Source organism: Puerhibacterium sp. TATVAM-FAB25 (genome assembly GCF_046535855.1).
Classification (GTDB): domain Bacteria; phylum Actinomycetota; class Actinomycetes; order Actinomycetales; family Cellulomonadaceae; genus Puerhibacterium; species Puerhibacterium variabilis_A.
This window is the reverse complement of the sequence record NZ_JAXUAK010000002.1, coordinates 210816-229650: the sequence shown is the minus strand read 5'-3', so window position 1 is coordinate 229650 and position 18835 is coordinate 210816. Positions and strand designations below refer to the sequence as shown.

17 protein-coding genes and 2 tRNA genes are annotated in these 18835 nt (G+C 74.9%); 10 read left to right on the top strand and 9 right to left on the bottom strand.

Going from position 1 to position 18835, the window contains the following annotated elements; all coding sequences use genetic code 11:
- Nucleotides 1-5: 5 nt before the first annotated feature.
- The 5 genes from U5M74_RS03380 (at nt 6) to dnaG (ending at nt 7289) form a co-directional block, all read left to right on the top strand.
- A complete protein-coding gene (locus U5M74_RS03380) occupies nt 6-1241 on the top strand; it encodes an extracellular solute-binding protein (RefSeq protein ID WP_410906145.1) in 1236 nt (411 codons plus the stop codon).
- Nucleotides 1242-1314: 73 nt separating this feature from the next.
- On the top strand, nt 1315-2916 hold the full coding sequence (locus tag U5M74_RS03375; protein ID WP_410906143.1) for an ABC transporter permease subunit: 1602 nt from the start codon (nt 1315-1317) through the stop codon (nt 2914-2916).
- Nucleotides 2916-3839: a sugar ABC transporter permease gene (locus U5M74_RS03370; protein ID WP_410906141.1), complete on the top strand. Its 924-nt coding sequence runs from the start codon at nt 2916-2918 to the stop codon at nt 3837-3839. Before U5M74_RS03375 ends, U5M74_RS03370 begins: the two co-directional genes overlap by 1 nt.
- Before the next feature lie 107 nt (nt 3840-3946).
- Entirely contained in the window at nt 3947-5239 is a 1293-nt protein-coding gene (locus U5M74_RS03365) for a deoxyguanosinetriphosphate triphosphohydrolase (RefSeq protein ID WP_410906379.1), read from the top strand.
- Nucleotides 5240-5309: 70 nt separating this feature from the next.
- Nucleotides 5310-7289 (top strand): DNA primase, encoded by a 1980-nt coding sequence (dnaG, locus tag U5M74_RS03360; protein WP_410906139.1) that lies wholly within the window; start codon nt 5310-5312, stop codon nt 7287-7289.
- 24 nt (nt 7290-7313) lie between these two features.
- Here dnaG and U5M74_RS03355 read toward each other — a convergent pair whose 3' ends face one another.
- Nucleotides 7314-7913 (bottom strand): TetR/AcrR family transcriptional regulator C-terminal domain-containing protein, encoded by a 600-nt coding sequence (locus U5M74_RS03355; protein WP_410906137.1) that lies wholly within the window; start codon nt 7911-7913, stop codon nt 7314-7316.
- 198 nt (nt 7914-8111) lie between these two features.
- Between U5M74_RS03355 and U5M74_RS03350 the strand changes: the two genes are divergently transcribed.
- Nucleotides 8112-9221, top strand: coding sequence for an NAD(P)-dependent alcohol dehydrogenase (locus U5M74_RS03350; protein ID WP_410906135.1), 1110 nt, complete (start codon nt 8112-8114; stop codon nt 9219-9221).
- Nucleotides 9222-9268: 47 nt separating this feature from the next.
- Nucleotides 9269-10351: a DNA polymerase IV gene (locus U5M74_RS03345; RefSeq protein WP_410906133.1), complete on the top strand. Its 1083-nt coding sequence runs from the start codon at nt 9269-9271 to the stop codon at nt 10349-10351.
- A 52-nt stretch (nt 10352-10403) separates the two neighbouring features.
- Here U5M74_RS03345 and U5M74_RS03340 read toward each other — a convergent pair whose 3' ends face one another.
- The 4 genes from U5M74_RS03340 to U5M74_RS03325 all read right to left on the bottom strand — a co-directional run bounded on the left by U5M74_RS03340 (nt 10404) and on the right by U5M74_RS03325 (nt 13622).
- On the bottom strand, nt 10404-11891 hold the full coding sequence (locus U5M74_RS03340) for an MDR family MFS transporter (RefSeq protein WP_410906131.1): 1488 nt from the start codon (nt 11889-11891) through the stop codon (nt 10404-10406).
- Nucleotides 11892-12059: 168 nt separating this feature from the next.
- Nucleotides 12060-12132 (bottom strand) — tRNA-Asn (locus U5M74_RS03335).
- Nucleotides 12133-12246: 114 nt separating this feature from the next.
- Entirely contained in the window at nt 12247-12756 is a 510-nt protein-coding gene (locus U5M74_RS03330) for a hypothetical protein (protein ID WP_410906129.1), read from the bottom strand.
- A gap of 56 nt (nt 12757-12812) precedes the next feature.
- Nucleotides 12813-13622, bottom strand: a complete 810-nt coding sequence (locus tag U5M74_RS03325) for an alpha/beta fold hydrolase (protein ID WP_410906127.1) — start codon at nt 13620-13622, stop codon at nt 12813-12815.
- A 172-nt stretch (nt 13623-13794) separates the two neighbouring features.
- Here U5M74_RS03325 and U5M74_RS03320 point away from each other — a divergent pair, with 172 nt between their 5' ends.
- Complete coding sequence (locus U5M74_RS03320) at nt 13795-14511, top strand: hypothetical protein (RefSeq protein WP_410906125.1); 717 nt, start codon at nt 13795-13797, stop codon at nt 14509-14511.
- A 76-nt stretch (nt 14512-14587) separates the two neighbouring features.
- Here the strand turns inward: U5M74_RS03320 and U5M74_RS03315 are convergent.
- Nucleotides 14588-14664, bottom strand: a tRNA-Ile gene (locus U5M74_RS03315).
- A gap of 85 nt (nt 14665-14749) precedes the next feature.
- Between U5M74_RS03315 and def the strand changes: the two genes are divergently transcribed.
- Together def and U5M74_RS03305 are read left to right on the top strand one after the other, a co-directional pair.
- On the top strand, nt 14750-15235 hold the full coding sequence (gene def / locus U5M74_RS03310; protein ID WP_069982445.1) for a peptide deformylase: 486 nt from the start codon (nt 14750-14752) through the stop codon (nt 15233-15235).
- A gap of 194 nt (nt 15236-15429) precedes the next feature.
- Complete coding sequence (locus U5M74_RS03305) at nt 15430-15930, top strand: DUF3145 domain-containing protein (protein WP_069982446.1); 501 nt, start codon at nt 15430-15432, stop codon at nt 15928-15930.
- A 119-nt stretch (nt 15931-16049) separates the two neighbouring features.
- On the opposite strand, the gene U5M74_RS03300 is transcribed toward U5M74_RS03305, so the two are convergent.
- From U5M74_RS03300 to U5M74_RS03290, 3 genes are all read right to left on the bottom strand, one after another.
- On the bottom strand, nt 16050-17294 hold the full coding sequence (locus U5M74_RS03300; RefSeq protein WP_410906123.1) for a beta-ketoacyl-[acyl-carrier-protein] synthase family protein: 1245 nt from the start codon (nt 17292-17294) through the stop codon (nt 16050-16052).
- 168 nt (nt 17295-17462) lie between these two features.
- Complete coding sequence (locus tag U5M74_RS03295; RefSeq protein WP_069982448.1) at nt 17463-17711, bottom strand: acyl carrier protein; 249 nt, start codon at nt 17709-17711, stop codon at nt 17463-17465.
- Nucleotides 17712-17807: 96 nt separating this feature from the next.
- Nucleotides 17808-18812, bottom strand: coding sequence for a beta-ketoacyl-ACP synthase III (locus U5M74_RS03290; RefSeq protein WP_410906121.1), 1005 nt, complete (start codon nt 18810-18812; stop codon nt 17808-17810).
- Between the last annotated feature and the right edge of the window lie 23 nt (nt 18813-18835).

Below are 18835 nucleotides of genomic sequence, written 5' to 3'. Positions count from 1 at the left end.
GTTCGATGCGACGGAGCATCCTTCTGGCCGTGGCCACGACGGCCACCCTCGCGCTCGCCGCCTGCTCGTCCGGGGGCGACGCCGAGACCGACGCCGCCGCCGAGGGCTCGGACAGCCCTTCCGCGGCCGCCGGCGCGACCCTCACCGTCTGGACCGACGAGACCCGCAAGGCCGCCGTCACCGAGGCCGCCGCGGCGTTCGAGGAGGCCACGGACACCACCGTGGAGATCGTGCAGAAGAACTACGACGACATCCGCCCGGACTTCCTCGCCCAGGTGCCGACCGGCAAGGGCCCGGACGTCACCGTCGGCGCCCACGACTGGCTCGGCGAGCTGACCACGAACGGCGTCGTGGAGCCGCTCGAGCTGGGCGACAAGGCCGCCGGCTTCGAGCCGGTCTCGATCCAGGCGTTCACCCAGGACGGCCAGGTCTACGGCCTGCCCTACGCCATCGAGAACATCGCCCTGATCCGCAACGCCGACCTCGCCGACCAGGCGCCGGCCACGTGGGACGACGCCGTCGCCGCGGGCGAGGCCGCCGGCGCGGAGTACCCGGTGCTGCTGCAGACCGGGGCCGAGGGCGACCCGTACACGTACTACCCGCTGCAGACGTCGTTCGGCGCCCCGGTGTTCACGCAGAACGCGGACGGCTCGTACGAGCCCGAGCTCGCGCTCGGCGGCGACGGCGGCCACGCGTTCGCCGAGTGGCTCGCCGCCCAGGGCGAGGCCGGCGTGCTGAGCCCGGACGTCACCTACGACATCGCCGTGGACGCCTTCAAGAACGGCAAGTCCCCGTTCATCGTCGGCGGCCCGTGGATGCTCGAGCAGTTCGAGGGCATGAACCTCGCGATCGACCCGATCCCGAGCGCCGGCGGCGAGCCGGCCCGGCCGTTCGTGGGCGTGCAGGGCTTCTTCGTCTCGGCGCAGAGCCAGAACAAGCTGCTCGCCAACGACTTCGTCGTCAACTACCTGTCCACCGAGGAGGCGCAGACCGCGCTGTTCGAGGCCGGCGGCCGGCCGCCGGCGCTGACGGCCGCCGCGGAGAAGGCCGCGAGCGACCCGGTCGTGGCCGGCTTCCAGACGGTCGGCGCCGAGGCCGTCCCCATGCCGTCGATCCCCGAGATGGGCTCGGTCTGGGCCTTCTGGGGCGTGACCGAGGCGGCGATCCTCACCGGCCAGCAGGAGCCCGTCGCAGCCTGGGACAAGATGGTCGCCGACATCCAGGGCGCCATCGACGGCTGACCCGTCCGGGCGGCGCCGGGCCGCGCGCCCGGCGCCGCCCCGCCGGTCCCGTCCGCACCCTCCGGAGGTCACGATGCGCACCTCGACGCGTCCCGCGCGCCGCCTCGCCGCCGCCACCCGCCCCCACCTCTCGCACGCCCGCGACTACGGGCCCGGCTTCCTCGTCAAGCTCGGGCTCATGGCCGCCGTCGACGCCCTCGGCGTCTACGGCCTGCTGGCCTGCTGGCGCGAGGGCTCCTACGGCATCCTCGCCGCCCTGGCCGCCCTGCTGGTGGTGGCCAACTACGTCTACTTCGCGCGGCGGACGCTGCCGGCCAAGTACATCTACCCCGGCCTGGCGTTCCTGCTCGTCTTCCAGATCTACGTGGTGGCCTACACGGCCTGGGTGTCCTTCACCAACTACGGCGACGGCCACAACTCCACCAAGCAGCACGCCGTCGAGGCGCTGCTGGCGCAGCACGAGCGGCGGGTCGAGGGCTCCGAGACCTACCCGCTGACCGTGGTGGCGGACGGCGACGCTCTCGGCTTCGCCGTCGTCGAGCCGGACGGCGACGTCGCCGCGGGCACGGCCGAGCGCCCGCTGGAGCCCGTGGCAGGCGCGACCGTCACCGACGGCCGGGTCGCCGAGCTCCCGGGCTGGACCGTGCTCGCCTACCAGGACGTGCTCGAGCGCCAGCAGGAGGTCACCGCCCTGCGGGTCCCCGTCTCCGACGACCCCGGCGACGGGTCGGTGCGGACCCAGGACGCGCGCACCGGCTACGCGTTCACCCCGACGCTGCAGCACGACGAGCAGGCCGACACGCTGACCGACACGACGACGGGCACCGTGTACCGGCCGACCGACGAGGGCCTGTTCGCCGCCGAGGACGGCAGCACGCTCGACGTCGGCTGGCGCGTGCCCGTCGGCCTGGAGAACTACGCCACGGCGTTCACCGACGACCGGTACGCCGGGCCGTTCCTGCGCGTGCTGCTGTGGACGGTGGCCTTCGCCGTGCTGTCGGTGGTCAGCACGTTCCTGCTGGGGCTGTTCCTGGCGATCGTCTTCGACGACGTGCGCCTGCGCGGCCGCCGGGCCTACCGGACGCTGCTGATCCTGCCGTACGCCATCCCCGGGTTCCTGGCCGCGCTGCTGTGGTCGGGCCTGCTCAACCGCAGCTTCGGGTTCGTCAACCAGGTGCTGCTCGGCGGCGCGCAGGTGCCGTGGCTGACCGACCCGTGGCTGGCGAAGCTGTCCGTGCTCGGCGTGAACCTCTGGCTCGGGTTCCCGTACATGTTCCTGGTGTGCACCGGGGCGCTGCAGTCGCTGTCGTCCGACGTGCTGGAGGCCGCCCGGATCGACGGCGCCGGGCGCTGGCGCACGTGGCGCTCGGTGACCCTGCCGCTGCTGCTCGTGTCGACGGCGCCGCTGCTCATCTCGTCGTTCGCCTTCAACTTCAACAACTTCACCCTGATCTACATGCTCACCCGGGGCGGCCCGCGGTTCGACGACGCCTCCGTGCCGCTGGGTCACACGGACATCCTCATCTCGATGGTGTACTCCGTCTCCGGCCTGGACGGCACGGCCGCCAAGGACTACGGCCTGGCCAGCGCCCTGTCCATCGTCATCTTCCTGATCGTCGGCACCGTCTCCGCGATCGCGTTCCGCCAGACCCGCAAGCTCGAGGAGGTCGTCTGATGGCCGTGCTCGACCCCGCCGCGCCCGCCACCCGGGCCGGGACGCCGGCGCCCGTCCGGACGCTGCGCACGCGCATGCCCTTCGGGCGCTGGGCCCGCGAGCTCGGCTGGCGCCACGTCGTCGGCGTCGTCGCCGTCGCCTACGCCGCCTTCCCGCTGGCCTACGTGCTCTCGGCGTCGCTCGCGTCCGGCGGCACGCTGACCGGCTCCAACCGCCTGTTCGCGACCGTCAGCGGCGCCAACTACGCGGCGCTCGGGGGCACCCGGTTCTGGACGTGGGTGGTCAACACCCTCGAGGTCGCGGTGGTCACCGCCGTCGGCACCGTGCTCATGGGCGCCGCCGCGGCGTACGCCTTCTCCCGGTTCCGGTTCGCCGGCCGGCGCGCGGGCCTGACCGCCCTGCTGGTCATCCAGATGTTCCCGCAGATGCTGGCGTTCGTCGCCGTGTTCCTGCTGATGCTCGCGGTCGACGACGTGCTCCCGGCGCTCGGGCTCAACAGCAAGCTGGGCCTGGTGTGCGTCTACCTCGGCGGCGCGCTCGGGGTGAACACGTTCCTCATGTACGGGTTCTTCAACACCGTGCCCCGGGAGCTGGACGAGGCGGCGAAGATCGACGGCGCCACGCACACCCAGGTCTACTGGACGATCGTGCTGCGGCTGGCGTCGCCGATCCTCGCCGTGGTGGGCCTGCTCAGCTTCATCAGCACGTTCGGGGAGTTCATCATCGCCCGCGTGCTGCTGCAGTCGGAGTCGAGCTGGACCCTCGCGGTGGGGCTGTACGGGTGGGTCTCCGACCAGCTCGACGCCAACTGGGGCCTGTTCGCCGCGGGGGCCGTGATCTCGGCCGTGCCGGTGCTGGCGCTGTTCCTGTTCCTGCAGAAGTACATCGTCGGCGGGCTGACGGCCGGCGCGGTGAAGGGCTGACCGGGCCGCCGCGCCGGACGGCGTCCCGCGTCACAGGCCGTCGATAGGCTGGGGCCGTGCAGACCTTCGAGCCCGTGCCGTTCGAGCAGGGTGCGTTCGACCCCGAGGTGCTGGGCCGGGTGCCGCGCCCGGCGACGGGGGAGGAGGCCACCCCCTCGTACGGCGACGCCGACGTCGAGCGGTACTGGCCCGAGCCGCCGAAGAAGCGGTCGCGCACCCCGTTCGAGCGCGACCGCGCCCGCGTGGTGCACTCCTCCGCGATGCGGCGGCTCGGCGCCAAGACGCAGGTGCTGGCGCCGGGCACCGACGACTTCGTGCGCACCCGGCTGACCCACTCCCTCGAGGTGGCGCAGGTGGGCCGCGAGATGGGCCGGGCGCTGGGCTGCGACCCCGACCTGGTCGACACCGCGTGCCTCACCCACGACCTCGGGCACCCGCCGTTCGGGCACAACGGCGAGCGGGCGCTGGCCGACCTGAGCGAGACCATCGGCGGGTTCGAGGGCAACGCCCAGACGCTGCGGCTGCTCACCCGGCTCGAGCCGAAGATCTTCACCGACGACGGGCGCCCCGTCGGCCTCAACCTCACGCGCGCGTCGCTGGACGCGAGCGTGAAGTACCCGTGGGCGCACGGGCGCGGGCCGCGCCGCCCGGACGGCAGCGTCTCGTCGAAGTTCGGCGTGTACCCCGACGACGCGCCGGTCTTCGCCTGGCTGCGCCGCGACGCCCCGCACGGCGTGAAGTCGATGGAGGCGCAGGTCATGGACCTCGCCGACGACATCAGCTACTCGGTGCACGACGTCGAGGACGCCGTCGTCGGCGGCCGCCTCGACCTGGGGCTGCTCGACGACGCCGGGGAGCGGGCGCGCGTGGCCGCGGCCGTGCAGGCCTGGTACGGCGACTGGCACCCGGCCGACGGGATCGAGGACGCGCTGCAGCGCCTGCGCGCCGGCGGCCTGCTCATGACCGACTTCGACGGCTCGCGGCGCGCCCTGGCGCGGCTCAAGGACCTGACCAGCTCGCTCATCGGCCGGTTCAGCGGCGCAGCGCAGCAGGCCACGCGCGAGCAGTACGGCGACGGGCCGCTCACGCGGTACGCCGCGCAGCTCGTGGTGCCCGACGCGACCCAGCTGGAGATCCTCGCCCTCAAGGGCGTGGCCGTCACCTACGTGATGGCGCCCCGCGAGCGCGAGCCCGTCTACCAGGCGCAGCGGGAGATCGTCACGGACCTGGTCAAGGTGCTGTCCGACCGCGCGCCGGTCGCGCTCGAGCCGCCCTTCGCGGCGGACTGGGACGCGGCGGCCGACGACGGCGAGCGGCTGCGGGTGGTCGTGGACCAGGTGGCGTCGCTCACCGACGTCTCGGCGACGCAGTGGCACGCCCGGCTGGTCCGCGGCCTCTGACGGTCCTGGCGCTCGCGGCCTGACGGGGCCCCGGCCGGGCGCGTCCCCGCCGAGGCCTAGACTCTGCCCCGTGGCGGGGCTGATCAAGCGGGAGGACGTGGAGGCGGTGCGCGAGCGCGCCCGCATCGACGAGATCGTCTCCCAGCACGTCACGCTCAAGGGCGCGGGCGTCGGCTCGCTCAAGGGCCTGTGCCCCTTCCACGACGAGCGCACGCCGTCCTTCCACGTGCGGCCCGGGGTGGGCCGCTGGCACTGCTTCGGCTGCGGCGAGGGCGGCGACGTCATCTCGTTCGTGCAGAAGATCGACGGGATGAGCTTCACCGAGGCCGTCGAGTACCTCGCCGACCGGGTGGGGATCCAGCTGCGGTACGAGGACTCCCGCACGGGGGTGTCCTCCGCGCCCGCGCGCCGCGAGGAGCCGGGCCGCCGCCAGCGCCTGCTCGAGGCGCACCGCGTGGCGGCGGAGTTCTACGCCGAGCAGCTCTTCGGCCCCGGCGCCGCGGCGGGGCGCAAGTTCCTCGCCGAGCGCAGCTTCGACCGCGCGGACGCCGAGCGCTTCGGCGTCGGGTTCGCCCCGACCGGCTGGGACTCCCTGACCCGCCACCTGCAGGGCAAGGGCTTCACGCAGGCCGAGCTCGTGGCCGCGGGCCTGGTCAGCCAGGGTCAGCGCGGGGTCTACGACCGGTTCCGCGGCCGCCTCGTGTGGCCGATCCGCGACACCACCGGTGCCGTCATCGGCTTCGGCGCGCGCCGGCTGTTCGACGAGGACCAGGGGCCCAAGTACCTCAACACCCCCGAGACGTCGCTCTACAAGAAGTCCCAGGTGCTCTACGGCATCGACCTGGCCAAGAAGGCGATCGCGCAGAGCAAGCGCGTGGTCATCGTCGAGGGCTACACCGACGTGATGGCGGCGCACCTGTCCGGCGTCGACGTCGCCGTGGCCACCTGCGGCACCGCGTTCGGCCCCGACCACGCACGGGTGGTGCGGCGGCTGCTCGGCGACTACTCCGCCGGCGGCGGCCTGCAGCTGGCGTCCGGCCAGTCGCTCGGCGGCGAGGTGATCTTCACGTTCGACGGCGACGCCGCCGGGCAGAAGGCGGCCGTGCGCGCGTTCGGCGAGGACCAGCGCTTCCACGCCCAGACGTTCGTCTCCGTGGAGCCGAGCGGCATGGACCCGTGCGACCTGCGCATGGCGCGCGGCCCGCAGGCGGTCAAGGCGCTGGTCGACGGCCGCGTCCCGCTGTTCGAGTTCGTCATCCGCACCACGCTCGCCGGCTACGACCTCGACACGGTCGAGGGCCGCGTCGGCGCGCTGCGCGCCGCCGCGCCGCTGATCGCCGGCATCCGCGACCGCGCCATGCAGCTCGGCTACGCCCGCAACCTCGCGCGGTGGATCGGCATCGACACCGAGGAGGTGCGCCGGGAGGTCTCCCGCGCGGCGGCCACCCCCGGGCCGGTGCAGCGCCGCGGGCAGGACGGGCGGGGGCAGGACGCCGGCGCGCGCGGCGGCCGGCCGGGCGGCGCGCCGGAGGCGCCTGACGGTGCGGCGCCGGCCGCGCCCGTGCTGCCGATGCCGGACCCGCGCGACCCCGTCGCCCAGAGGGAGCGGCTGGCCCTCGTGGCCGTGCTGCAGTACCCGCAGCACGTGCCGGACACGTTCGACGCGCTGGGGGAGGACGCCTTCGGCGTGCCGGCATGGCGCGCGGTGCACGCGGCGGTCCGCGCCGCCGGAGGCGTCGGCGCCGGCCGGGGGCTGCCGGGCGGGCGGTGGATCGAGGCGGTCGCCGAGCAGGCGCCGGCCACCGTGGCCCCGCTCGTCGACGAGCTCGCGGTGGCCCCGCTGCCCGAGGACCGCGAGGACGTCATCGGCCGCTTCGTGTCCGACGTCGTGCGCGCCGTGCAGGACCTGGGGCTGACCCGGCGCATCGCCGACGCCAAGAGCCGCCTGCAGCGGCTCGACCCCGGCGCCGACCCCGACGCGTACCGCGCCGCCTTCGAGGCGCTGCTGCAGATGGAGGCCGAGCGCCGCACGCTGCGCGAGAGCGCCTGACGGTGCGTGGGGGCGCCGGGCGCCTCAGGCGCCGGGCAGCGACGCCGCCAGGGCGTCGAGGATCACGCCCAGCCCGTACTCGAACTCGTCGCCGAAGTCGTAGCCCGGCTGCATGACGTGCTCGACGGCGAGCTCGACCATGTGCGGGTAGTCGGCCGGGGAGAACTGGGCGGCGATCGCCTCGGTGACCTCGGGCGCCGTGCTCGCGTCGAACGGCAGCGCCGCCTCCTGGACCGCGAACCCGTAGACGAACGCGTCCAGCAGCGCGTAGGCGTGCGCCGTCATCGGCACCGAGAAGCCCGCGCCGCGCAGCGTGGCGAGCACCGCCTCGTGGTGGCGCAGGTTCGCCGGCCCCGGCGTGGCCCTGGACTCCAGGAGCGGCACGGCCCACGGGTGCCGGCGCAGCACGCCACGGGCCGAGCGGGCGCGCCGCGAGAGCTCGGCGCGCCAGTCGCCGCCCGGCACGGGCAGCTCCATCTCGGCGAACACCATGTCGACGATGCCGTCGAGGATCGCCTCCTTGCCCGCGACGTGGTGGTACAGCGACATCGCCTTGACGCCGAGGGCGTCGGCCAGGGACCGCATCGTCAGCGCCGCCAGACCCTGCTCGTCGGCGATGGCCACCGCCCGGCTGAGGACGCGTTCCCGGGTGAGCGGCTCGCGAGCCGCCCCTCCCGTCCCCGCCCCTCCCGTCCCCGCCTGTCCCGAACTCGTGCGCACCAATACCGTCACCCCTCTCGACGAGCGTACTAAGTCAGGCTAGCGTGCCTTACTAAGTACGGCGGAGCAGGAGGCCCCGCCGCCGGGCACGAGGAGCGAGCCATGTCTGCCGAGCTGTCTGCCGAGCTGTCTGCCGAGCTGTCTGCCGAACTGTCTGCCGAGCCGTCGACCAAGGAGTCGACCGGGCTGTCGACCAAGGAGGCGTCCGAGCCGTCCCGTCACCGACCGTCGCCGGCGGCGGCGGGCACGATGCGTGCCGCCGTGCGGGAGCGCTACGGCAGCGCCGACGTCGTGCACGTCGCCGACGTCCCGCGCCCGCTGCCGCGGCGCGGGGAGGTGCTCGTCGAGGTGCGCGCCGCGGGCCTGGACCGCGGGACCGTCCACCTCATGACCGGCCTGCCGCTGCTCGGCCGGCTGGCCTTCGGCCTGCGCCGGCCGCGCCACCCGGTGCTCGGCATGGAGCTGGCCGGCACCGTCGTCGCCGTCGGGCCGGACGTCACGCGCTTCGTGGCGGGAGACGAGGTCTACGGCGCCGGGCGGGGCTCCTTCGCCGAGCTCGCCGTCGCGAGCGAGGAGCAGCTGGCCCGCAAGCCGGCGAACCTCTCCTTCGCGCAGGCGGCGATCGTGCCCGTGTCCGGGTGCACGGCCCTGCAGGCCCTCGACCTGGCCCGCGCCGCGGCGGGCCAGGACGTCCTGGTGACGGGCGCCTCCGGCGGCGTCGGGAGCTTCGCCGCGCAGCTCGCCCGGGCGCGGGGCGCGCGCGTGACCGGCGTGGCCTCCACCGCGAAGACGGACCTCGTGGCGGCGTGGGGCGTCGAGCCGCTCGACCGCACCACCCAGGACTGGGCGGACGGCGCCCGCCGCTGGGACGTCGTCCTCGACGTCGCGGGCAACCCGCCCGTCTCGAGCCTGCGGCGCGCGCTGACGCCCGGGGGCGCCGCCGTCATCGTCGGCGGCGAGGAGGGCGGCCGCCTCACCGGCGGGCTGGGGCGGCAGCTGTCGGCCTTCGCCGCCTCGCCGTTCGTGCGCGAGCGGCTCGCCGTCGTCCTCGGCGTCACCCGCGCCGCCGACCTCGACCGTCTCGCGGCGCTGCTCGAGGCTGGCGACGTCGTCCCCGCGCTCGACCGCACGTACCCGCTGGCCGAGGCCGCCGACGCGGTCCGCGCGCTCGAGAGCGGGTCCGTGCGGGGCAAGGTGGCCGTCATCCCCTGACGGCCGGACGACGTGCCGCCGCCGCGCGGTCCCGCCACACTCGTGCCATGAGCGACGGCGCCAGGCCCTGGGTGCTGCACGTGGACCTCGACCAGTTCATCGCGGCGGTCGAGGTGCTGCGGCGCCCGGAGCTCGCCGGGCGCCCGGTCGTGGTCGGCGGGCGCGGCGACCCGACCGAGCGGGCCGTCGTGTCCACCGCCTCGTACGAGGCGCGCCAGTACGGCGTCGGGTCGGGGATGCCGCTGCGGACCGCCGCCCGCAGGGTCCCGGACGCCGTGTTCCTGCCCGTCGACGCCCCGACCTACGAGGCGGCGTCCGAGCGGGTGATGGGGACGCTGCGGGGCCTCGGCGCGGTGGTCGAGGTGCTCGGCTGGGACGAGGCGTTCCTCGGCGCGGTGACGGACGACCCCGAGGCGCTCGCCCGGCGCGCGCAGCAGGCCGTCCTGGCCGCCACGGGGCTGCACTGCTCGGTCGGCATCGGTGACAACAAGGTGCGGGCGAAGATCGCCACCGGTTTCGGCAAGCCGCGCGGGATCTTCCGCCTCACGGCCGACAACTGGCCCGCGGTGATGGGCCCGCGCCCCACGCGCGACCTGTGGGGCGTGGGCGCGCGCGTGGCCCGGCGGCTGTCCGCGCTCGGCGTCGAGACGGTCGACCAGCTCGCCGCGGCCCCGGTCGAGACGCTCGTCGCGGAGTTCGGGCCGCGGATGGGGCTCTGGTACGCCGAGCTGGGCCGAGGTCTGGGGTCGGCGGTCGTCGACGACAGCCCGTGGGTGGCCCGCGGGCACAGCCGCGAGACCACCTACCAGCGCAACCTGACGACGCCGGACGAGGTGGAGGCGGCCGTCCGGGAGCTCGCGGCGCAGGTGTGGGAGGACACCGCGCGCGAGGGCCGCCCGGTGTTCCGGGTGACGCTCAAGGTGCGCTACGCCCCGTTCATCACCAAGGTGACGGGCCGCAAGCTGCCGGCGCCCACGTCGGCGCGCGACGACGTGGTCGACGCCGCGGTGGCGCTCGCCGGGCGCCTCGACCCGGGCCGCGAGGTGCGGCTGCTCGGTGTGCGGGCGGAGATGGTGATGCCCGAGGAGGGCGACCCCGTCGAGCGCACGCCGGTGCGCGGGCGGCTGTAGCGCCGGACGTGGCGGGCGGACGTGGCGGGCGGACGTGGCGGGCGCGCCGGGCTCAGGCCGCGGCCGGCTCGCCCTCCTGCGCCTCCTCCTGCGCGGCCAGGAGGCTGCGGCGTCGCTCGGCCGCGGCGCGCCGGTCGGCCGGCATGAGCGCGGCGAAGACGAGCAGCCCGGCGGCGCACGCCGCGAGCAGCAGGAACACCAGGTGCAGGGCGGTCATCAGGCCCTCGCCCTGCGGCGTGCCGTCGGCGCCGAGCCGGGTGTGCGCGTTGACGATGGCGCCGCACACGGCCACGCCCACGGCCGAGCCGATCGAGCGGGCGAACATGTTGGTGCCCGTCACCGCGCCGCGCTCGTGCCCGGCGGCGGACGTCTGCGCGGCGATGAGGGTCGGCACGGCCGTCAGGCCCATGCCGGCGCCGATCACGAAGCAGAACGCCGCCACCAGCCAGATCGACGAGCCGGACTGCCACAGCAGCGTCAGCGCGGAGCCGACGAGCACCAGGGAGGAGCCGATCACCGCGGTGAGCCGGAAGCCGATGCGCAGGTACAGGCGCCCGGAGTTCGACGCCGACAGCGGCCAGCCGAGCGTGAGCGCGGCGAGCGCGAACCCGGCCACGAGCGGGCCGACCCCGATCTCCTCCTGGGCGTAGATCGGCACGTACGTCGACAGGCCCAGCACGATGACGCCGATGAGCAGCGAGGCGGCGGTCGAGGCGCCGACCACGCGGCGGCGCAGCAGGGACAGGTCGATGATCGGGTGGGCCGTGCGCCGGCCGTGCAGCACGAACGCGGCCAGCAGCGCGACGGCGACGGCGAGGATCGTCACCGAGGGCGCGGAGCCCCACGCCCACGTGGTGCCGCCCTCGAGCAGGCCCAGGAGCAGCAGCGTGCTGCCGGTCGTCAGCAGCGCGGCGCCGACGTAGTCGATCGGCTCGCGCGTGGGCTCGTGCTGCGACTCGTGGTAGCGGCGGGCCAGCATCACGGCGGCCAGGACCGCGAGCGGCAGGTTGACCCAGAAGATCCACCGCCAGCTGACGAACTCGCTGAAGACACCGCCCAGCGTGGGGCCGACCACCGAGGAGATGCCCCACACGGACGCCAGGTAGCCCTGCGTCTTCGCGCGCTCCTCGAGCGTGTAGATGTCGCTCGTGATGGTCATGGACACGGGCATGACGGCGCCCGCGCCGAGGCCCTGCAGGACGCGCCCGAGGATGAGCACCTCCATCGTCGGCGCCGCGCCGGCCACCGCCGAGCCCACGAAGAACAGCCCGATGCCCACGAGCATGAGCCGCTTGCGGCCCAGGATGTCGGCCAGGCGCCCGTACAGCGGCGTGCTGACGGCCTGTGCCAGCAGGTAGGTGGAGAACAGCCAGGGGAGCTGCTCGAAGCTGCCGAGCTCGCGGGCGATCGTCGACGACGCCGTCGCGATGATCGTGGAGTCCAGCGCGACCAGCGCCGTCGAGAGCATCAGCGCCAGGAGGACCGGGCCGCGCTCGGAGCGGAGTCCGACGCCGGAGGAGGTTCGCGTGGGGGAGGGCACGGAAACAACAAGCCTCGGGCAACCGCTTCCTATTCCCCGGGAGGCGGATCTCGTCAGGGATGGTTCCGGGACGGGGCCCGAGGCGGAACCGACCCTGACAGGATCGAGCGTGGGGCCGTGGCCGGGGAACGACGAAGGCCCGGATCCGAGGATCCGGGCCTTCCGATGCTCCCGCGGTAGGACTTGAACCTACGACCGTCCGATTAACAGTCGGATGCTCTGCCAGCTGAGCTACGCGGGATCGCGTGGCCTCGCGTCGAGGCCGGGTAGAACTCTACCAGCCCGACGGCGGTGCTCCGGACGCCGTCGGGCTGTGGACCGGGTCACGCCCCGGCGCGCGCAGCGGCACGCGTGGTCACAGCGGCAGGCCGGCCGCCGCCCGCACCCGGTCCTCCGCCGCGTCGACGAGCGGTGCCACGTCCGGGGCGTCGAGGTCCACGCCCCGACCCGCGAGGGCCTGGGAGAAGAGGGTCCCGTCGGCCGCGCGGCGGACCGCCACCCGTGCCGACCGCCCGCCGGGCAGCGCCACCTCCTCGGCGAGCACCACGGACCACTGGACCCGCTCGCGGACGACCAGCGGCAGCGCGGACCGGTCGACGTCCGGCAGCACCAGCCGGGTGTCGGGGGAGCGGTCCACCCACTCCACGGTGACCGCCTGGCGTTGCGGGTCGTACGCGGCCCGGGCGACCTGTGCCCACGGCCGCCGAACCACCACGGCTCCGCCGGCGTCGACCACGGCGAGCTCCGCGGTCGTCGCCACCGCCCAGCCGCCGGGCGCCAGGGCACCCGCGGCGAGCGGGCGCTCGCCCCGCGGCAGGTCGAGCGCCGCGCGGACGTCGTCGGGCAGGCGGGTGCGCCGGAGCATGGCGCCACCGTAGCGGGGTCGCGCCGCGGTGACGTGCCGGCGGAGCCGGGCGGGCCTCAGCGTCCCGGCGCCACCGCGGCGAGGAAGCCCGCGACGTCGTCGACGACGCGGTCGGGCAGCGCGAGGTGGACCCCGTGCCCGACCCCGGGGTAGCGAAGCAGGCGTGCCCGCGGGACCGTGCGGAGCAGCACCTGCTGGTCGGGTCCCACGAGGGCGTCGTCCTCCCCGGCGACCAGCAGCGTCGGCGCCTCGATCCGGGGCAGCAGCGCCGTCACGTCGGCGGCGAGCAGCCCGCGCAGCGCCTCCCGCCACACGTGCGCGGGGACCTGGAGCGTCTCGTCGACGAGGCGGGCCACGACGTCGTCGGGCAGGGACGCGGGGGAGGTGTCCCGCACGAAGCCCTCGACGAAGCCGCGGTCGAGCGGGCCGCGCAGCGCCTGGAGCGCCTCGCTCATCGTCCGGGCGGTCGGCTTGTCCGCCAGCGAGGCGGGGCTGCTCAGCAGGACGAGCGCCGTGACGCGATCCGGCCGGGTCGCGGCGAGCAGCGCGCAGACGAGGCCCCCGCTCGAGGCGCCGACCAGCGCGGCGCGCTCGAGGCCGAGCGCGTCGAGGAACGCGACGAGGTCGGCGGCGAAGTCCTCGGGCGCGAGGCCGCCCGGTGCGGGCACCCCGCCGTGGCCGCGCTGGGTGGGGGCGTAGGCGTGGAGGGTGGCCGGGAGGCGGCGCAGCACCGGCTCGAAGTAGCGCCAGGACTCGACGTAGGCGTGCACGAGCACGACCGGCGGGGCGGCCGCGTCACCCGTCTCGGCGTAAGGGACGGTGGTCCCCGTGGCCAGGGCGGCGGACCTGACGGTGATCGCACCCACGGCGGAGCCCTTCCCGGCGGCGCGGCCACCGCCGTCGACACCGTCGACGCTACGCCGCGCCGGACCCGGGCGGGCGCCTTGTGGGCCGCGGCCGGCGGGGCGCAGACTGGCGGTGCCGACCGCCCCCCGGGCGGCCGGTTCCCGGCTCGACCAGCCCGCGGCGAGGTGTGCGATGGCGCATGCAGGATCCGGGTCGGCCGGCGCGACGGCGGAGCGGTTCGCGGCCGGGAGCCTGTGGCTCCTGCCCGTGTTCGGCCTCCTGCTCGCGCTGAGCACGCTGACCCACGAGCCCGACCGGGCGACCGACTTCGAGGGGTACGCCCGCTACGTGACCACCGACGTCTTCGTCGTGAGCCACCTCGTCGGCAGCATCGTCGGCGCGGGGCTGGGTGCGGTCGGGGCCGTCGGCGTCGCGGTGCTGCTGGCCCGGACCCGGCACGCCGCCGGCGCCCTGACCGGTGCGGCGCTGACGATCCTGGCCGCCGTCCTGCTCGCGGCGACGTTCGGCGGCGCCGTGTTCGCCCAGCCCGGCATCGGCCGCGCCCACCTCGCCGGCGTCGCCGGCATGGCGGACCTGAACGCCGACACCGTCTACGGTGCGCCGCGGGTGCTGACCGCGATGGCCGCCACGCTGCTGCTCGTGGCGAGCGCGGTCGTGCTGGGCGTCGCGGTCGCCCGCACGGCCCGCCCACTGCGCTGGCTCGGTGTCGGCTACGCCGGCACGCTGACGCTCTTCGCCGTCGTGTCGATCGCGTTCTCGGCGCTCCAGCCGGTGGTGGCGGCGCTGTTCACCGTGGTGGCGGTGCTGCTGGCCGTGCGGCTGCCGCGCGAGGTCCGCAGGCCCGAGGCGGCCTCGACGCGCGCGGACGCGCCGGCCCGGCCCGCCTGACGGCGGCGCAGGGCGGCGATGGCGGTGCCGGACGGCGATGGCGGCGCCGGGAACGGCGGTGCCGGCGGCGCGACGATGGTGCCCCGTGCAGGACTTGAACCCGCGACCGAGAGATTATGAGTCTCCTGCTCTGACCAGCTGAGCTAACGGGGCGCGGCGAGGAGCCTACTCCAGCGCCGGCCGCCGCCGGGCGCCCGCGGGTCCGGCCCGGCGGCCGCGACATGGGACAATGCCGCCCATGGCGATGCGAGAGATCCGCGTGGTCCCCGACCCCGTGCTGCGGACCGTCTGCGACGAGATCACGACGATCGACGACGGCGTGCGCGGGCTGGTGGCGGACCTCCTGGAGACCGTGGACGCCGAGGGCCGTGCCGGGCTCGCGGCGAACCAGATCGGCGTGAACCTGCGGGCGTTCTCCTGGAACATCGACGACGAGGTGGGCTACGTCCTGAACCCCCGGATCGTCGAGCTGTCCGAGGAGCTCCAGGACGGCGACGAGGGCTGCCTGTCCGTGCCGGGCCTGTGGTACCCGACGTCCCGGGCCTGGTACGCCCGCGTCGAGGGGATCGACCTCGAGGGCAACCCGGTCGAGGTCGAGGGCACCGGGCTCATGGCCCGCTGCCTCCAGCACGAGGTGGACCACCTCGACGGCCACCTCTACCTGGACCGTCTCGAGCGCAGCGTGCGCAAGAAGGCGATGCGGGAGCTGCGCGAGCGGCTCTGACGGCGCGACGCCGCAGCGCGTCCGGTTTTCACCTCTTTGTCCTCTCGCGCACCGCGCCGTACTCCGGCAGGATGTGCTCGGACAGACGGGCTCCGGAGCCGCACACAGGAAGGCAGCACCGCAGGTGAGCGCCCACCGTGGCCGACCTGATCGAGGACGTAGGGGAAGACGGACCTCGACCCAGGGAGGAAGACATGGGCGGTGCCATCACGCGCGGTGTGCTCTTCGTGCACTCCGCGCCCCGTGCCCTGTGCCCCCACATCGAGTGGGCAGCAGGGAACGTCCTCGGAGCGCGCGTGTCGCTGGACTGGACGCCCCAGCCGGCAGCACGCGGGCTCTTTCGTGCTGAGCACTCCTGGCAGGGTGCCCAGGGCACCGGTGCGCGGATCGCCTCGGCGCTGCGCGGGTGGGAGCACCTGCGCTTCGAGGTGACGGAGGACGCCAGCCACGGGGCGGACGGCGGGCGCTGGTCGCACACGCCCGACCTCGGCGTCTTCCACGCCACCACCGACGTGCACGGCAACGTCGTCGTGCCCGAGGACCGGGTGCGCGCCGCGCTGGAGCTCGCCCACGACCCGCAGGCGATGCGCGAGGCGTTCGACCTCGCGCTGGGCACCGCGTGGGACGAGGAGCTGGAGCCGTTCCGGTACGCCGGGGCCGGCGCGCCGGTGCGCTGGCTGCACCGCGTGGGCTGAGGCGCCGCCGCAGGCGCCCGTCCGCAGCGCAGACGCCGATCCCAGCAGAGCACCGGCCCCAGCAAGCGCCGAGCCCCCCGGACGCGACGTCCGGGGGGCTCGGTGCTGAGCGGCGCGGCTCAGGCGTTGGCCACGACCAGCGCCACGTTGTGGCCGCCGAAGCCGAACGAGTTGTTGACCGCGACGACGTCGCCGTCGGGCAGCTTCTCGGGGGTGTCGCGCACGAGCGGCACCTGCAGCTCCGGGTCGGGGTTGTCGACGTTGATGGTCGGCGGGGCGAGGCGCTCCTGCACGGCCTTGACCGCGAAGAGCGTCTCGAGCGCGCCGGCACCGCCGAGCAGGTGGCCCGTCATGGACTTGGTGGCCGACAGCTGGACGTGGTCGGCGTCGGCCCCGAGCAGGGTGCGGATCGACTTCGTCTCGGTGAGGTCGCCGACCTTGGTGGAGGTCGCGTGCGCGTTGACGTGCACGACGTCGGCGCCGGTCACCTCGGCGTCCTCGAGCGCCCGGCGCATCGCGGCGACCTGGCCCCTGCCCTCGGGGTCGGGGGAGGTGATGTGGTAGCCGTCGGCCGAGAGCCCCACGCCGGCGATGCGGGCGTAGACCCGGGCGCCGCGGGCGGCAGCGTGCTCGGCGGACTCCAGCACCAGCACGGCGGCGCCCTCGCCGATGACGAACCCGTCGCGGTCGACGTCGTACGGGCGCGAGGCGCGCTGCGGGTCGTCGTTGCGCAGCGACAGGGTGCGCGAGGCGGCGAACGCGGCGATCGGCATCGGGTGGATGGTCGCCTCGGTGCCGCCGGCCACCACGACGTCGGCCCGGCCGGTGCGGATCATGTCCAGCGCGTAGCCGATGGCCTCGGCGCCGGAGGCACAGGCCGAGACGAGGGCGTGCGCGCCGGCGCGGGCGCCGAGCTCGAGCGAGACGTACGCGGCGGGGGAGTTCGGCATGAGCATCGGCACCGTCATCGGCAGCATGCGCCGCGCGCCGCGCTCCTTGAGGGTGTCCCAGCCGTCCAGCGTGGTCCAGATGCCGCCGATGCCCGACGAGACCACGGCGCCGAGCCGCTCGCCGTCCACCTCGGGGGCGCCGGCGTCGGCCCAGGCCTCGCGCGCCGCGATCATCGCGTACTGCGCGGAGGGGTCCATCCGCTTGATCTCCGGCCGGGGCAGCACCTCGGAGGGCGCGACCTTGATGGTGGCCGCGAACGTCACCGGCAGCTCGTAGCGCTCGGCCCAGTCGTTGTCCATGGTGCGCGCGCCCGACTCGCCCGCCAGCGCCGCGGCCCAGGTCGAGGGCGCGTCGCCGCCCAGGGGCGTGGTGGCGCCGAGGCCGGTGACGACGACGTCGCGTGCTGCGGTCATGAGACTGCTCCCGTAGTCGGAGGAAGGAGGGATGGGGGTGGTGCGTGGCGCGCCCGGCGTGCGGGGCCGCGAGGGAGGAGCGACGGCGGCGGGCCGGGGTCACCGGCCCGGCCGCCGTCGGCGTGCCCGCGCGTGCGGTGGCCGCGCGAGCCGTGCGTGGGCGGAGGCTCAGCCCTGGGCGCCGGCGATGAACTTCACGGCGTCGCCGACGGTCGTGAGGTTCTTGACCTCCTCGTCGGGGATGCGGACGCCGAACTTGTCCTCCGCGTGGGTGACGATCGTCATCATCGACAGCGAGTCGATGTCGAGGTCGTCCGTGAACGACTTCTCGGCCACGACGGCGTCGGTGGGCAGACCGGTCTCCTCGGCGACGATCTCGGCGAGGCCCTCGAGGATCTCCTGCTCGGTGTTAGCCATGATGTTCCTTCTCTTCGGTGGGTCCGGAGCCGTCGGCACCGGGACGGACGGGTGGGCGGCCTCGGCCGGGTGGGCCGGGTCGCCCGCGGGGCGACACTACGGCAGCACGACCACCTGGGCGGCGTACACGAGACCGGCCCCGAAGCCGATCTGCAGCGCGATGTCGCCGGACTTGGCCTGGCCCTCGGCGAGCAGCCGCTCGGTGGCCAGGGGCACGGACGCGGCCGACGTGTTGCCGGTCTCGGCGATGTCGCGGCCGACGACGACGTCCTCGCGCAGCCCGAGCTGCTTGATCATCTGGTCGATGATCCGCATGTTCGCCTGGTGCGGGACGAACACGTCGATGTCCTGCGGCCCGACGCCCGCGGCGGCCATCGCCTGCTGGGCGAACTGGCCCACCTGGAAGCTGGCCCACTTGAACACGGTGGGGCCGTCCTGGCGCAGCGTCGGCCAGCCCAGCGACGGGTCCTCGCGCAGCTGGTCCCACGAGTGCGTCTGGCGGATCGTGGTGGCCTTGGAGCCGTCCGAGCCCCAGACCGTCGGGCCGATGCCCGGCACGTCGGACGGGCCGACCACCGCGGCGCCGGCGCCGTCGCCCAGCAGGAACGAGATCGACCGGTCGGTCGGGTCCACGAAGTCGGACAGCTTCTCGGCGCCGACCACGAGCACGTGGCGGGCGATGCCGGAGCGCACCAGGGCGTCGGCCTGGCCGACGGCGTAGCAGTACCCGGCGCAGGCGGCCGAGATGTCGTACGCGGCGGCGGGGTTCGCGCCGATGCGGTCGGCGAGCACGGCGGCGGCGGCCGGCGTCTGCGCCCAGTAGGTGACGGTGGAGACGATCACCGCGTCGACGTCGGCCGGCGCGATGCCCGCGGCGGCGAGGGCCTTGACCGAGGCGGCCTCGGCGAGGTCGAGCACGTCGCGGTCGGCGCCCGCCCGGCGGCGGGTGGCGATGCCGGTGCGCTGGCGGATCCACTCGTCGGACGAGTCGATCGGCCCGGCGATGTCGTCGTTGGTGACGACGTTCTCGCCGCGCTCGGCGCCGAGGCCGAGGATGCGCGAGAACCGGACGGGCTCGGCCTGCTGGAGGCGGACGGTCATGCGAGGGGTCTCCTGTCGTGTCG